This window comes from Pedobacter jeongneungensis (assembly GCF_039538295.1).
Lineage (GTDB): Bacteria > Bacteroidota > Bacteroidia > Sphingobacteriales > Sphingobacteriaceae > Pedobacter > Pedobacter jeongneungensis.
On record NZ_BAABBY010000009.1, the window covers coordinates 120,690 to 136,530 of the forward strand.

General features: G+C 38.9%; 14 protein-coding genes. 6 read left to right on the forward strand and 8 right to left on the reverse strand.

Annotated elements, in window-relative coordinates:
- From ABD769_RS18260 to ABD769_RS18275, 4 genes are all read left to right on the forward strand, one after another.
- Positions 1-1,344, forward strand: coding sequence for a TolC family protein (locus ABD769_RS18260; protein ID WP_344852805.1), 1,344 nt, complete (start codon positions 1-3; stop codon positions 1,342-1,344).
- A gap of 112 nt (positions 1,345-1,456) precedes the next feature.
- Positions 1,457-2,788, forward strand: coding sequence for an efflux RND transporter periplasmic adaptor subunit (locus ABD769_RS18265; protein WP_344852806.1), 1,332 nt, complete (start codon positions 1,457-1,459; stop codon positions 2,786-2,788).
- A gap of 74 nt (positions 2,789-2,862) precedes the next feature.
- Positions 2,863-3,864, forward strand: coding sequence for an NAD(P)H-dependent glycerol-3-phosphate dehydrogenase (locus ABD769_RS18270; protein ID WP_344852807.1), 1,002 nt, complete (start codon positions 2,863-2,865; stop codon positions 3,862-3,864).
- Positions 3,865-4,814: 950 nt separating this feature from the next.
- Positions 4,815-5,159, forward strand: a complete 345-nt coding sequence (locus tag ABD769_RS18275; RefSeq protein WP_025145126.1) for a hypothetical protein — start codon at positions 4,815-4,817, stop codon at positions 5,157-5,159.
- 57 nt (positions 5,160-5,216) lie between these two features.
- On the opposite strand, the gene rimO is transcribed toward ABD769_RS18275, so the two are convergent.
- The 6 genes from rimO to rpmB all read right to left on the reverse strand — a co-directional run bounded on the left by rimO (position 5,217) and on the right by rpmB (position 8,694).
- Complete coding sequence (rimO, locus tag ABD769_RS18280) at positions 5,217-6,548, reverse strand: 30S ribosomal protein S12 methylthiotransferase RimO (RefSeq protein WP_344852808.1); 1,332 nt, start codon at positions 6,546-6,548, stop codon at positions 5,217-5,219.
- A 116-nt stretch (positions 6,549-6,664) separates the two neighbouring features.
- Complete coding sequence (ftsY, locus tag ABD769_RS18285; RefSeq protein WP_344852809.1) at positions 6,665-7,627, reverse strand: signal recognition particle-docking protein FtsY; 963 nt, start codon at positions 7,625-7,627, stop codon at positions 6,665-6,667.
- Between the two features lie 78 nt (positions 7,628-7,705).
- Positions 7,706-7,861, reverse strand: a complete 156-nt coding sequence (locus ABD769_RS18290; protein ID WP_158544351.1) for a hypothetical protein — start codon at positions 7,859-7,861, stop codon at positions 7,706-7,708.
- A gap of 119 nt (positions 7,862-7,980) precedes the next feature.
- Positions 7,981-8,136 (reverse strand): DUF4295 domain-containing protein, encoded by a 156-nt coding sequence (locus tag ABD769_RS18295; RefSeq protein WP_010599808.1) that lies wholly within the window; start codon positions 8,134-8,136, stop codon positions 7,981-7,983.
- Between the two features lie 97 nt (positions 8,137-8,233).
- Positions 8,234-8,416, reverse strand: a complete 183-nt coding sequence (gene rpmG / locus ABD769_RS18300) for a 50S ribosomal protein L33 (RefSeq protein WP_010599807.1) — start codon at positions 8,414-8,416, stop codon at positions 8,234-8,236.
- Between the two features lie 44 nt (positions 8,417-8,460).
- Entirely contained in the window at positions 8,461-8,694 is a 234-nt protein-coding gene (gene rpmB, locus ABD769_RS18305) for a 50S ribosomal protein L28 (RefSeq protein WP_025145121.1), read from the reverse strand.
- A 292-nt stretch (positions 8,695-8,986) separates the two neighbouring features.
- Here rpmB and acs point away from each other — a divergent pair, with 292 nt between their 5' ends.
- Positions 8,987-10,882, forward strand: a complete 1,896-nt coding sequence (gene acs, locus ABD769_RS18310) for an acetate--CoA ligase (RefSeq protein WP_344852810.1) — start codon at positions 8,987-8,989, stop codon at positions 10,880-10,882.
- Positions 10,883-10,954: 72 nt separating this feature from the next.
- Here the strand turns inward: acs and ABD769_RS18315 are convergent, their stop codons facing one another.
- Together ABD769_RS18315 and ABD769_RS18320 are read right to left on the reverse strand one after the other, a co-directional pair.
- Entirely contained in the window at positions 10,955-12,334 is a 1,380-nt protein-coding gene (locus ABD769_RS18315) for a RagB/SusD family nutrient uptake outer membrane protein (RefSeq protein WP_344852811.1), read from the reverse strand.
- 16 nt (positions 12,335-12,350) lie between these two features.
- Positions 12,351-15,440 (reverse strand): SusC/RagA family TonB-linked outer membrane protein, encoded by a 3,090-nt coding sequence (locus tag ABD769_RS18320; RefSeq protein WP_344852812.1) that lies wholly within the window; start codon positions 15,438-15,440, stop codon positions 12,351-12,353.
- A 200-nt stretch (positions 15,441-15,640) separates the two neighbouring features.
- On the opposite strand from ABD769_RS18320, the gene ABD769_RS18325 reads away from it, so the two are divergent.
- Entirely contained in the window at positions 15,641-15,826 is a 186-nt protein-coding gene (locus tag ABD769_RS18325) for a CsbD family protein (protein WP_029276197.1), read from the forward strand.
- Positions 15,827-15,841: the final 15 nt, after the last annotated feature.

Consider the following 15,841-nt stretch of genomic DNA (forward strand, 5'->3'; position numbering starts at 1 on the left):
ATGTTTACCAAGAATAAGTTAATTACCGGATCTGCGTTATTAGTGGCATTAAGTTTTAGTCAGCAAATTAGGGCTCAGGAAGTGATCAGCATTGAACAGGCGGTCGAAAATACCTTAAAAAACAATCTAAACATTAAACAGGCAGCATTTAGTGCTTCTTTAAGTGAAGAAAATGTGCGCCAATCTAAAAATGCCCTACTGCCAACCGTAAATGGTACCATTAACCAATCCATGCAATGGGGTAGGAGTCAGCAGGTATCGGGTTTATTCGAAAACACTCAGAATTATAATTTAAGTCCAAATGTGAGTACCAATGTTTCGCTTTTTGGCGGTGGAACTAAAATAAACCAGATCAGACAGAATAAAATTTTATTGGCTGCCAACCAAACCAATGTAGAAAAGGTAAAAAATGACCTCATTCTTCAGGTGGTAACGGCATATCTTCAGGTTTTAAATAACCAGGATCAGGTTAAAGCTACGCAACAACAACTGGATGTAGCAAATTCTACCTTAAAAAGAGAGCAGGCGCTCTTAGATGTGGGTAACAAAACTCTAGCCGATATTTCACAGGCCAAATCTCAGGCCGCAACCGCTGAACTTAATTTAACCAATGCACAGAATCAGTTAACTATATCCTATTTAACATTAGGCCAGTTAATGGAAATTCAGCCACCAATGACATTTAAAGTGCAGGCGCCATTGGTTAACGAATTGAATAACATTCAAAACACCTACGTTCCAAGTGATATTTATAAACAAGCGCTTAATACTTTCCCCGATATTAAGTTAGCAGAACTGAATAGTAAAGCAGCCGAAAAAGCAATTGACATTGCCAAAGGTGGTTTTTTTCCTCAAATCAGTTTAGGTGGAGGTTTAGGATCAGCTTATTATTATCAGTTTAATTCGAATTTTCCGATTTCAAAATTTACTAATCAGTTATCTGATAACTTTGGTCAATATGTGAGCATGGGTATTTCGATTCCGATCTTTAACGGTTTTACAACCAGATCGTCGGTTAGGAAGGCAAAGATTACCTGGATGCAGCGTAGAACTGATGAGCAAATTTCAAAAAATAACCTGATCAAAGTAATCAATCAGGCTGTTGCTGATTTAAATGCAGCACAAAGCCGGTATTCATCTACCCAAAATGCGTTTCAGGCTCAGAAAGATGCTTTTTATGTAATCGATCAGCGTTATAATGTTGGTTTGGTAAATTCTCTGGATTACAGTACTGCACAAACCAATAGAAATAAAGCCGAAATAGATTTTATCTTAGCGAAATACGATTTACTGTTCCGCGCCAAAGTGATTGATTATTATTTAGGCAAACAGATTGTTTTTTAAGACTAAAGACTAAGGCTGAAAATACATGGCATTCAACATTAAAACCTTTCAACTTTAGAACCCTAAAAACCTACAACTTTAATACAAACAAACGAAATACAATAAATAAATTATGAAACTGAAGCATATTATTATCACCGTAGTTGCTATCGTAGCCCTTCTGGTTATACTTAAACTGGCCGGAGTGATAGGTGGAGACAAAACCGAAAAAGTAACTACAGAAAAAGCATCAGATAAAACTGTTGTAGAAACAGTTACGGCAAGTGGTAAAATCCAGCCGGAAACTGAGGTTAAACTAAGTTCGGAAGTATCTGGAGAGGTAGTAGAATTAAAGGTAAAAGAAGGTGATATTGTTAAGGCAGGTCAGTTGCTTTGTAAAGTACGCCCGGATGTATTACAATCAGGCTACGAAAGAACAGTGGCGAGTTTTAATGCTCAAAAAGCCAGTGTGGCTGCAGCACAACAGCAGCTAGTGCAAAACCAGGCTAATTTTGTAAATGCAGAAGCAACTTATAAACGTAATGTAGAGCTTTTTAATAAAAAAGTAATATCAGCTTCAGAGTTCGATTCGGCCAAAGCTGCCTATTTAACTGCTAAAGCCAACCTGGCCAGCGCAAAAGAAAACGTAACCGGTGCTAAATTTACCTTAGAGCAAACTGGTGCAAATGTAAAAGAAGCAGGTGCAAACTTAGCTAAAACTACCATTTATGCTCCGGTAGATGGTGTAGTTTCAAAATTATCAATCGAATTGGGCGATCGTATTCTTGGAACTTCGCAAATGGCTGGTACCGAAATTATGCGTATCTCTAACCTGTCATCAATGGAAGTTAATGTTGATGTAAACGAAAATGATATTACCCGTGTTAAAGTTGGCGATAAAGCTTCGATTGAAGTAGATGCTTTCTCTGATAAAAAGTTCAGAGGGGTGGTAACCGAAATTGCAAGTTCATCAACCGCTGTGGGAACTGCGGTGTCTACCTCGGTTGATCAGGTAACGAATTTCTCGGTAAAAATCAGGATTACTGAAGAACTGGCAGGTAAACAACAATCTATTTTCCGTCCGGGTATGTCGGCCACGGTTGATATCGAAAGCGAATCGTTAACAGGTTTAGCCATTCCAATCCAGGCGGTATTTACCGATAACGGAAAATCTGGCGAAAACCAGGGTAACCAGGAAAATACCGATAAACAAAAATCTAAACTGGCCGATAAAAAGGTTAAGCAATATATTTATGCTTACGATGCAAAAACCAAAAAGGTTAAAAAAACAGAAGTAACCACAGGTATCCAGAACGATCAGTTCATAATTGTAAAATCTGGTGTTAAAGCAGGACAAGAAATTGTAACAGGACCTTATTCTGCCATCCAGAACAAATTAAAAGATGGAATGATCGTAGAAAAAACCGCTAAAGACCAATTGTTTAACAAAGACGGCAAAAAGTAAGGTATATTTAACCATAATAAATATTTAAATTGTCCCGGTTTAAAACATTAAACCGGGATTTTTATTTTATAATCATGGTACCTAAAATAGCAATGATAGGGGGTGGGAGCTGGGCTACTGCCATTGTAAAAATGCTTGCAGATAATTTAGCTGAAAAGGAAATTTTTTGGTGGATGCGTAATGAGAGTGCCATAGAGCACATCAAGAAATTTAAGCATAATCCCAATTACATCAGTTCTGTTGAGATTAAACTTGGTCAGGATGATCATATTTCATCGGATATCAATTCCATTATAAAATCTGCCGATTTTGTGATTTTAAACGTTCCTGCGGCATTTTTAAAAACCACATTAGCTTCTGTCACTGCTGAGGATTTAAAAGGTAAAAAAATCATTTCTGCCATAAAAGGCATCGTGCCGGAAGATAATTTGATTATCGGTGAGTTTATGCACGAAAAATATGGCGTACCATACCACGATATTTTAGTGGTAAGCGGACCATGCCATGCCGAAGAGGTTGCCTTAGAAAAGCTTTCTTACTTAACCATTGCCTGCACCAGTATAGAACAGGCATCAACCTTTGCGTCTTTTTTAAATACCCGTTATATTAAAACCAATGTGTCCGACGATATTTTCGGGACGGAATATGCTGCGGTTTTAAAAAATATTTATGCCGTGGCCAGCGGTATCTGTCATGGAATCGGTTATGGCGATAATTTTCAGGCGGTACTGATCAGCAATGCCATCCGCGAGATTAAACGCTTTGTAGATGCGGTTCACCCGATCGATCGCGACATTAAGGAGTCTGCTTATCTCGGCGATTTATTGGTTACCGCTTATTCGCAATTTAGCCGCAACCGCACTTTTGGCAACATGGTAGGGAAGGGTTACACCGTAAAATCGGCCCAGTTGGAGATGAATATGGTTGCCGAAGGTTATTATGCCGTAAAATGCATGCACATTAAAAATCAGGCCTATAACGTAGATATGCCAATTTGTAAGGCGGTGCATAGCATTATCTATGAGAACCGTTCGCCGCGCATTGAGATGAAATTACTGGCAGAAAAATTAAACTAACGCCAAGCATCAGGCGTTATTTTTATTTCATATTTGTTTTGTAAATCAAGGTTCCTTGCTTTTCGGTTGGGGCAGTCCTTCTTTCCGCTATTATCTTTGTGAGCGTTAGCAGATTATTTTAGGATGTGCAACAAAAAGGATAGCCGCTGCAATAAGGTTTATTAAACCGGGGGCAGCTGAAGGAACAAACCGGCGCTTTGCCTATGTTTTGTGCCTTGATTATTGCAGCACCTGTGTTTCTTAGCCCCGGGCGCAGCGGCATCCCTGAAGCGCAGCGGAGGGATATAGCGCAGCACGGGAACAAACTTGAATAGTAGCTCTGGCACTGCGCTCCAAAAAAAGAATTAAAGTTTATTTTGTAAAGCTGGTTCCTTGCTTTTCGGTTGGGGCAGTCCTTCTTTCCGCTATTATCTTTTTGTGAGGGGTTGTGGAGTATCTTTGGTTTGTGCAACAAAAAGGATAGCCGCTGCAATAAGGTTTATTAAACGGGGGGCAGCGTAAGGAACAAACCGGCGCTTTGCCTATTATTAGATGTTTTGTGCCTTGTTTATTGCAGCACCTGTGTTTGTAGCCCCGGGCGCAGCGGCATCCCTGAAGCGCAGCGGAGGGATATAGCGCAGCACGGGAACAAACTTGAATAGCAGCTCTGGCACTGCGCTCCAAAAAAAGAATTAAAGTTTATTTTGTAAAGCAGGTTTCTTGCTTATCAGTTAAGGCAGTCCTTTTCTTACCGCTATTATCTTTTTGTGAGGGTTGTTTAGGCATTTTTAGTTTGCGAAGTAAACAAAGAACGTTTCAGGAACTAAATGGGCTTAATTATTTGCTTCGTACCCATTGATTGGTGTGGCCGGCTTAAAAAATAATATTTTAAAATTTTATCTTTATTTATGTAACAGAAATAAAACAAATCTAATGATCAACTGTTATCACCTAAACAAAATATAGCTGTCATGAAAAAGAAATTAGTAATGGGTTTATTAACACTTGCCTTGTTTGGTGGTGCAGCCCTAAATGTAAATGCTCAGGAAAAGAAAAAAACAGAAGTTGGTAAAGCGTTAGACCATACAGGTAAAGCAATCGGAAAAGGTGCTAAATCTGTAGGTAATAAAACAGCAGAAGTTGCTGTAAAAGGAAGCTCGAAAGTTGCAGATAAAACCTGGAAAGGTAAAATGGCACCAGACGGAACTGATGTTTACATTAATGCTAAAAATGAAAAATATTATGTAAACTCTAAAGGTGCTAAAATCTGGTTAAAACCTAGTCAGATTAAAAACAGACCTGAACCTAAAAAATAGAAGGTTAAAGTTTATAGAAAAATCCTCGTAGATGTTAACATCTACGAGGATTTTATTTTATACAATGGTTCCGTATAAATCGAAATCTTCAGCGCGATCGATTTTTACATTAACAAAGCTTCCGTTTGCAGCATAACCTGTTGCAGCATCAATTAACACTTCGTTATCCACTTCCGGTGAATCGAATTCAGTTCTTCCGACAAAGAAATCGTCTTCTTTTTTATCCACCAATACTTTAAAGGTTTTGCCTACTTTTTCCTGATTGATATCAAATGAAATACCTTGCTGAATTTCCATAATATCATCCACGCGTTGTTGTTTTACTTCGTCCGGAATATCATCAACTAAAGTATGTGCATGGGTTTTTTCTTCGTGCGAATAGGTAAAACAGCCTAAACGGTCGAATTTTGTCTCAGCAACCCATTCCTTCATTTCATCAAAATCGTATTCTGTTTCTCCCGGGTAACCGCAGATTAATGTGGTACGCATGGCAATGTTTGGTACTTTATCGCGGATCTGGTTCACTAAATCGATGGTTTTTTGTTTGGTGGTACCACGGCGCATCGATTTTAGCATGTTATCGGTAATGTGCTGTAATGGCATATCCAGATATTTGCAGATGTTATCGCGTTCATTCATCGCATCTAAAATTTCCATCGGGAAACCAGAAGGGTAGGCATATTGCAAACGGATCCATTCGATACCTGGTACATCAGATAACCGGCGCATCAGTTCATCTAATTTACGTACACCATAAAGATCCAAACCATAATAAGTAAGGTCCTGGGCAATTAAAATAAGTTCTTTTGTGCCGTTTTTAGCCAGAATTTTTGCTTCGTTAACCAATTCTTCCATTGGCTTGCTCATGTGCTTGCCACGCATTAACGGAATGGCACAGAAAGAGCATGGACGGTTACAGCCTTCGGCAATTTTGAAATAAGCAAAATGCGATGGGGTAGTAAGCAAACGCTCGCCAATAAGCTCATGTTTGTAATTGGCACCTAACTCATGTAAGATATTCTGTAAATCGTTCGTGCCAAAAAAGGCATCAACGTTGGTAATTTCTGATTCTAATTCGGGTTTGTAACGCTCAGATAAGCAGCCGGTAACCACCACTTTACCAATTTTGCCAGCTTCTTTAAGCTCACTGAACTGCAGGATGGTATCTATTGATTCCTGTTTAGCATTATCGATAAAACCGCAGGTATTAATTACAACGATATCATCTTTACCCATCTTATCTGATTCGTGCACAACATTTAAATTGTTGCCACGCAATTGCCCCATCAATACTTCCGAATCGTATATGTTTTTTGAACAACCTAATGTAATGACATTGATTTTAGGTTGTTTAATTGCGCTTTTACTTCTTACTATTTTGGTATTCATCTTTTACACTTGATCTTTACTGTATTAATATAGCCGTCACCCTGAATTTATTTCAGGGCTTTTTTAAAAGATGCTGAAATAAATTCAGCATGACGATGGCATTAAAATAACTACGCCTATTTAAACAAACTGTTTACAAACTCTTTTTTATCAAAAAGCTGTAAATCGCCAATTTTTTCACCTACGCCGATATATTTAACAGGGATTTTGAACTGGTCTGAAATCCCGATCACTACACCTCCCTTTGCTGTTCCGTCTAATTTGGTAATGGCCAGTGCATTTACATCTGTTGCTTCGGTAAACTGCTTGCATTGCTCAAAAGCATTTTGACCGGTAGAGGCATCCAGTACCAATAAAATTTCGTGCGGAGCGCCAGGAACAACCTTTTGCATCACCTGTTTAATTTTCCCCAGCTCGTTCATTAAGCCAATTTTATTGTGCAAACGTCCGGCGGTATCGATAATTACAACATCTTCACCATTGGCAACGGCCGATTGTAAAGTATCAAAAGCCACTGAAGCAGGATCAGAACCCATAGCCTGCGCCACAACTCTAACGCCTACACGTTCGCCCCAAAGTTTAATCTGGTCAACAGCGGCGGCCCTGAAAGTATCGGCAGCACCTAAAACAACTTTAAGACCTGATTCTTTCAGTTTATGTGCCAGTTTTCCGATGGTGGTGGTTTTACCTACGCCGTTTACGCCAACTACCATAATTACATAAGGTTTATGGTCGCCATATTCGAACTGACGAAAATCATTACTGTTATTTTCTGATAACAACAACTGGATTTCATCGCGGAGAATAAAGTTCAGCTCAGAGGTGTTAAGGTATTTATCTTTTGCGACACGCTCTTCGATGCGCTTGATGATTTTTAAGGTAGTACTTACGCCTACATCAGAAGTAACCAGAACCTCTTCGAGGTTATCAAGTACCTCATCATCAACAGAGGATTTTCCTGCTACAGCCTTGGTAATTTTACTGAAAAAACCATCTTTGGTTTTCTCTAAACCTTTATCCAATGCTTCCTGGGCTTCAGGTGCAGTTTCTTTCTTTTTGAAAAAATCGAATAAACCCATTAGTTTTTTATGTTTTTTAAGAAATCGGTAGGTGTTTAAAAGCTACAATTGGGTGAATGTATTAAATGCCCAGTAAGTTTATTGAGAAATTTCTGAGGATCTTTCTTGAGCAATATTTTGTTCCGTCTGAACTAAAATAATGACTTCAACTTCTTTGTTTTTTACATCAAATCCTTCGGGAACAGAAATAGTTCCATTTTCAGAAACCTTTGTCTTAAACTTGTACGCTTCCATGGTTATGCTTTTAATCAAAGATAATCAATTATTTCCTACCGTAAATTTCACTAACAAAAAAAGCCCTTCCGGTTAAAACGGAACGGCCTTTAATATTTTTATATTAAAAAATATTAACCTTATTTAGATGCGATAGCATCTTTTACGTGGTCGTTGTGTACGATAAGTTCTTTGAATGAGTAAGCACCGGTTTTAGGTGATTTTACCATTGTGATAACTTTCGAATATTCTTTACCTGTACCTGTTTTAAGGGTTGCAACTACTTTCTTTGCCATGTTCTTATAATTTTAATTATTAGATTTGAGATATCAGACATTAGATTTGAGACTTGCAAATGCTTTAGTCTTTAAGCTTTGGTCTTTTATTCTTAACCTATTTAATTTCTTTATGTACGGTTACTTTTCTCAATACCGGGTTGAATTTTTTCAATTCTAATCTCTCAGTAGTGTTTTTACGGTTCTTGGTAGAAATATATCTAGACATACCTGGCATGCCACTTTCTTTATGTTCAGTACATTCTAAAATAACCTGAACTCTGTTACCTTTTTTTGCCATTTTATTATAAATTGAAAACTGTTAATCTCAACAGTTAATGTTTTTTACAAAAATCCTTTTTTTACGAAACGGTTAATTGCTTCGCTAATGCCCACTTTATTGATGGTTTTGATCGCTGAAGTAGAAACTTTCAACGTAATCCAACGGTTTTCTTCAGGAATATAAAATTTCTGAAGTTGTAGGTTTGGGTAAAATTTGCGTTTGGTTTTAACGTTTGAGTGAGAAACGTTGTTACCTACCATTGCTTTTTTTCCTGTTAAATCACAAACTCTTGACATGACTTGTAAATATAGTTGTTAATATCGTCCGCTTAATTTTTTTAAGAGTGTGCAAATATCTGAATAATAATTGTAAAAGACAATAGCCTAGCTAATTATTTTTATAATTAATATCTGAAGGCCGCAAAGGTTTGTGCAATGTATATTAACGCCTAATATTAAATTCTTAATATATTGAAAAAAAATATTTCGAATCAAACGTTTGATATTCATTTTGATACGATAAGAGTATTTTTCCTTGGTATTATTTATTTAAATTAGCCGCAACTAATCCAAAATATAAAACAGAGCAATGCAAATTACATCTTTTAAGCAGTACGAAGAAGATTATAAAAAAAGCGTAGAAAACCCCGAACAGTTTTGGGGCGAAGTAGCACAGAATTTTCAATGGCGTAAACCCTGGTTTAAGGTTTTATCGTGGAATTTTAATGAGCCCAGTATTAAATGGTTTGAAGGCGCTAAACTTAATATTACCGAAAACTGTTTAGACCGTCATCTTGCAACCAATGGCGATAAACCGGCCATCATCTGGGAACCAAATAATCCTGAAGAAGAAAGCGTTACCTATACTTATAAGATGTTGCACGAGCGTGTTTGCCGTTTTGCGAATGTGTTAAAACGCAATGGTGCTAAAAAAGGCGACCGCATCTGTATTTATATGCCAATGGTACCCGAACTGGCCATTGCTGTTTTGGCCTGCGCCCGGATTGGTGCCGTGCACTCGGTTATTTTTGGTGGCTTTTCTGCAAAATCCATTGCCGACCGGATTAACGATTCGCAGTGTAAAGTGGTAATTACTGCCGATGGTTCTTACCGTGGTAACAAACAGATTCCTTTAAAAGATGTAATTGACGATGCATTGATCGGTTGCCCAACGGTAGAGAAATGTATTGTATTAACACATGTCCGCACGCCTGTTTCGATGCTGAAAGGCCGCGATGTTTGGTGGGAAGATGAAGTAAAACATGTAAACGATATCTGTGAGGCTGAAGAAATGGATGCAGAAGATATGTTATTTATCCTTTATACCTCAGGCTCTACCGGGAAGCCTAAAGGTGTGGTGCATACCTGTGGCGGTTACATGGTTTATGCAGGTTATACTTTTTCGAATGTATTTAATTATCAGCCAGGTGAAGTTTATTTCTGTACGGCCGATATCGGCTGGATTACCGGTCACTCTTATATTGTTTACGGACCGCTTTCGCAGGGTGCAACTTCTGTGCTTTTCGAAGGTATCCCGACTTACCCTACGCCATCGCGCTTTTGGGATATCGTAGAAAAACATAAAGTAAATACACTTTATACTGCTCCAACCGCTATCCGTTCGTTAATGAGTTATGGCGATGAACCCTTGAACGGAAAAGATTTAAGCACTATCCGCGTTTTGGGCTCGGTAGGAGAGCCGATTAACGAAGAAGCCTGGCATTGGTTCGATGAGAAAATCGGTCATGGTAAAGCACCTATTGTTGATACCTGGTGGCAAACCGAAACCGGAGGGATTATGATTTCGCCCATTGCTACGGTAACGCCAACTAAACCTAGTTTTGCAACTTTGCCGTTGCCTGGTATCCAGCCGATTTTGGTTGATGAGAATGGCAATGAAATTGAAGGGAATGGCGTAATGGGCAACCTTTGTATCAAATTCCCATGGCCAGGCATGCTGCGTACCACTTATGGTGATCACGAGCGATGCAAGCAAACATATTTTTCTACTTATGAAAATTTATATTTTACCGGCGACGGCTGTTTGCGTGATGAGGATGGTTATTACCGGATTACTGGTCGTGTAGATGACGTTTTAAATGTTTCAGGACACAGAATCGGTACGGCTGAGGTAGAAAATGCCATTAATATGCATGCCGGTGTGGTAGAAAGTGCAGTGGTAGGCTACCCGCATGATGTAAAAGGGCAAGGGATTTATGCTTTCGTGATTTACCCTGAAATGCATGGCGAAGCAGAATTATCGAAAAAGGATATTTTACAAACGGTTACGCGGGTAATCGGTGCGATTGCCAAGCCTGATAAAATATTATTTGTTTCCGGCTTGCCGAAAACACGCTCGGGTAAAATTATGCGCAGAATTTTACGCAAAATTGCCGAAGGCGATACCAGCAATCTGGGTGATACCTCTACCTTGCTCGATCCGGGTGTGGTAGAAGAGATTATTGAAGCAGCGAAGAAGCTTTAGTATAAACTTAATTGAGCAACAAAGCCTCCTGATTTGATTTTCAGGAGGCTTTGTTGTTTAAGAAAAATATGATTAGTAGCCTGCGTTTTGAGTCAATTTGGTATTGGCATCAATTTCTCTTTGTGGAATCGGGAAAACCAATTTGGTTGAATTCCATGGTATGTTACCGATGTTGGTTTGAGTTCTTTTCGCATCGTGCAATGAAAAGCCTTCAAAAGCAAATTCAAGCTTTCTCTCGTTAAGGATGTCTGCCAGGGTAGCTGTTATTGTCGTTAAGCCAGCTCTGCTTCTAACTGTCGCCAAATCCTGCAATGGTGTTACGCCTCCGATTGGTGCTGCAGATGCCAAACGTACATTGGATTCTGCCCTGATTAAATACATCTCTGCAAGTCTGATCACGGGAACATTACCAAATTGGTTACCAAATTTAGCGGTAAAAATATCGTCATCATCGTAAAAGGCATTAATCCTGTCATCATCGGTGCTGTAGGTTGCATCAATCCAATCTTGCGAAATTACAGCATCTCCACGTCCACCAAAAGTTGATGAACCATAAAACTCGTTAAATCCATTAAATCCGGTAAGCGTTGTTACCTGCATGGCAAAAACATCTTCCGAGGTATTGTCTCCAGGTTTTGCCGGTTTACCACTCTCCGGCATTTTTGGGAAAGCATCCAGGTAGTTACTGGTTAAATGATAATTTCCCGATGTAATTACGCGGTTTGCTGCATTAGCTGCAGCGGAGTAATTACCCATTTGTAAGTATAATCTGGCCAGCATAGCAGCCGCAGCCGATTTGGTTGCAAAAAAACCATTAGTTGCCGGAAGCTTAGTTTCGGCGTCTGTTAAATCGGCTATAGCCTGGTTGTAAACAGCGGTAACGGTAGCCCTGCTTACATAGTTAGCCTCGCTGATGAGATTGGTTGGTGTTAATACTATAGGGACTCCCAGATTTGTAGTTGGCGAACCATCATTATAGGCCCTTCCAAACAGTCTAACCAGTTCAAAATAGGCAGCCCCTCTGATGAACTTCGCTTCTCCTTCAACCCTGCTTTTTTTTGCGGCGTCAACCTTATCAATTGCTGCGATTACGTTATTAGCATCATTAATGGCAGTGTAACCGGAAGCCCAAACGTTATCAACAAAAACATTTGTTTTTAATAGTGATTTGTTGATAGCCTGTGTTAATTCTTCATAAGTACCAAACCATTCTACAGCATCAGTATTAGCCAGGAAATCTGCCATTAAAAATGGTCGCCCACCAAAGAAATTACGGCTGCCAAGATCAGAATAAGCACCAACTAATGCACCTTCCACATCTTTTGACGTATTTAAAGCGTTTTTTTGCTCGATAGTATCAACAGGGTTTATATCCAATGCTTTCTTGCATGATGATAGCATCATCAACAATATGCAGGTAAATATGATATTATTTATGTATGTCTTTTTCATTTTGATTCTTGTTTAATTATAGCCCGATGTTTATACCAAATGAAATTACACGTGGTTGAGGTGCAGAATAAAAATCAACCCCCTGATTAATGTTGGTTGATTGATAATCGGCATTAACTTCAGGATCCCAGCCTTTGTAACCTGTAATTGTAGCTAAATTTTGTGCGGTAGCATATAGTCTTAATTTACTCAGTTTAATTTTGGTTAATACGGAAGCCGGAAAAGTATAGCCAAGTGTTAACGTTTTTAAGCGGAGATATGAACCATCAGATAAGTACCTGGTAGAGTTGCCAACACCATTGCCAGCAAACAATCGTGGCTCCGGAACTGTAGTTATATCGCCTGGTTTGTCCCAATAATCCATCTGATCGGTCGTTTGGTTATCATAACCATTTGAGCCATTTGCACTCATATACTGACCACCTGAATTAAAAATCTTATTACCTTTTACGCCCTGGAAAAATATTCCCAAATCAAAATTTTTGAAAGAAAAAGTATTGTTTATACCAAACGTGTATTTAGGATTCGGATTCCCGGCAAAGATCCTTTGTGCCTTGTTAATATCAGTTGTGGTTGACCGGTCGATATTACCTGATGCATCCGTAGTGTTCAGGTAATATAAAGCATCTCCATTGGCCGGATTTACCCCGGCATATTCAGGAAGATAAAATACACCAATCGGCTGGCCGGAAATAGCGGCATTAATTTCATTGCTGTTTAAAACCTGTCCACCCAAATTGGTAATTTTGTTATTATTAATTGCGCCTGTTATAGCTGTTGACCATTTAAATGCACCTACAAAATTTTCGGTATTGATGCCTAATTCAAAACCTGTGTTTTTTAACGATCCTAAGTTTTGCGTTTTAGTAGAAAAACCTGTTGTTTGTGGGATAGGGACATCCAATAATAAATCTGTTGTGTTTTTTTGATAGAAATCAAAAACTCCTGTGATCCTGTTTTTTAAGATTCCGAAATCGAAACCGATATCCAGCTGTTTGGTTTTTTCCCAGGTCAAATCTGGATTGGCAATCCGCGAAGGTATTTGCCCTGGCAAGCCACCATAAGCGCCTGTTCCGCTAAATAAACCACGGGCAGAATAATTTCCAATTTCCGCATTACCCGTTAAACCATAACTGGCCCTTAATTTTAATAGGCTGATGGTTTCACTTTGTTTTAAGAAATCTTCTTCCGACATAATCCATGCCAATGATCCTGCAGGGAAATAACCATACCTGTTGTTGGTACCGAAGCGTGATGAACCATCAGCCCTTACACTAAAGCCAACTAAATAACGATCATTATATTTATAATTAGCCCTGAAAAAGTAAGATAAAAAGCTGAATGCACCTTCATTACTGGTTGCAATTACTTTTGTTGCCGCAGAGCCCAGTTTAATATAAGAGTCGCTAGGAAAATCCTGTCCTTCAATAGTACTGTATTTAGTTGTTGATTTTTGATAACTTGTACCTAAAACAGCATCAACTGAACTTTTTCCGATAGCGGTGTTATAGCTAAAAAAGTTATTGGTATTGGTGTTGATTACGAAAGTTGAAATATTCTGCCCATCTCCATTTGATGTGCCTGTATTTCTAAAGGTTAATGAACCATAGTAACTTTCTTCGTTTTGGTTTAAATTGTCAACTGAAAAATCCGTGCTGAATTTTAGACCTTTAGCAATATTAATGTTGGCGAAAGCCTTGCCAATGGTTCTGTACACCGTGGCTTTATAAAAAGCATTGTCGGTACTAATAAATGGATTATAGTAAACCGGATAGTTAGATGCTGCACCAGGTAAAGTTCCACTCACCAGGCCTGATCTAGGATCAATAAATGGCGTGATTGGTGATAAAGCGACCGATTGCAGAGGACTGGAAAAGGCGTTATCGTTTGATAACCTGTTATTAATGCTGTTAGAAAAGTTAAGGTTAATTCCAACTTCCAAGAAATCGGTTACCTTATTGGTAAGGTTTAGTCTGCCGCTATAACGTTTGTAGCTGTTTCCGATTAATATTCCCTGCTGATCCAATGCCTGGCCTCCCATGTAAAATTTAGTCTTTTCATTTCCCCCGGTTAAGTTAAGGTCGTATTGTTGTGTAACCGGATTATCCTGATATGATGCCGCCTCCCAGTTGGAATTTACCTTGTATGCTTGATAATCATTATTGCCGGCAGAATATCTGTTCAAACGTGCTTCAACGCTGGCGCTGTAATCGTCAAGGGCTTCCTGTAAAGTGGCATAATCTCCATTAAGGAAATCCTGATTGGCAGCTCCCTGTCCTGCTCTTCGTAATAGTTTAACGTATTGTTCTGCATTTAAAAACTCCTTGTGATTAGATGGAGTGCTTATTCCGCCCAATGCGTTAAATTGGATCAATGTCTTGCCCGCTTTTCCCTGCTTAGTTGTAATGATAACTACGCCGTTAGAGGCTCTCGCTCCATAAATGGCCGAAGCAGATGCATCTTTTAGTACTTCGATAGATTCAATATCATTGGTGTTAAGGTCTGCCAATGCGCTGGTTGGTGCAGTGGTGCTGGAAAAATCACCGGAAGTAATAGGGACCCCATCTACAATATAAAGTGGCTCGCTACCCGCTGTTACTGATGCTGCACCCCTTACCCTTACCGTTATGCCCTGGCCCAGCTTTCCATTTTGTGCTGCAATCTGCACACCTGCCGCTTTACCCTGTAAGGCTTGTTCAAAACTGGTTACAGGCAGATTTTCAAGATCTTTTGATTTAACAGAAGCCACAGACCCTGTCACATCCCGCTTATTCTGCGTACCGTAACCTACCACCACCACATCAGAAAGGGTATTGTTTTCTTCATCCAAACTTACGTTAATGGTTTGCCCGGTAATGGGCACTTCTTTGGATTTGTAGCCAATAAAGCTAAAAACAAGTGTTCTGGCATCATCTGGCACGGCTAATTTGAAGGCTCCGGTGGCATCACTCTGCGTGCCGGTAGAGGGCGATCCTTTTACAAATACGCTAACGCCAGGAATAGGTCCGGAGGCCGATGTCACCTTCCCGGTAATCACTTTGCCCTGCGCGAAAGCAAATGAAATTAAACCGAGAGACAAAATCATACTTAATAGTAGTTTTTTCATCAAATTGTTTGTTTAGTTAATAATGTTTAGTAAAGAGTAGAAATGATACCCTTAATATAATTAAAAATATACACAAAACCTCAGGGAATAAGCCGAAATAAATTGGTTTTTTAGATAATGAGTCGAAAATCGAAACAAAAAGTGGCAAACATTGTTAATTATTTTATAAAAACCCATTATTCACAATAAAAAATACGAGCATGGATAAGTTAGAATTAAAAGGAAAGTGGAATGAAATAAAAGGAAAGGTTAAACAAGCTTATGCTGATTTAACAGACGATGATTTAAAACACGAAGAAGGACAGGATGACGAATTGTTGGGGAAACTTCAACAGAAAACCGGAAAAGGAAGAGATGAACTTGTAAAATGGATCAACTCATTATAATAACAATCTATAAGA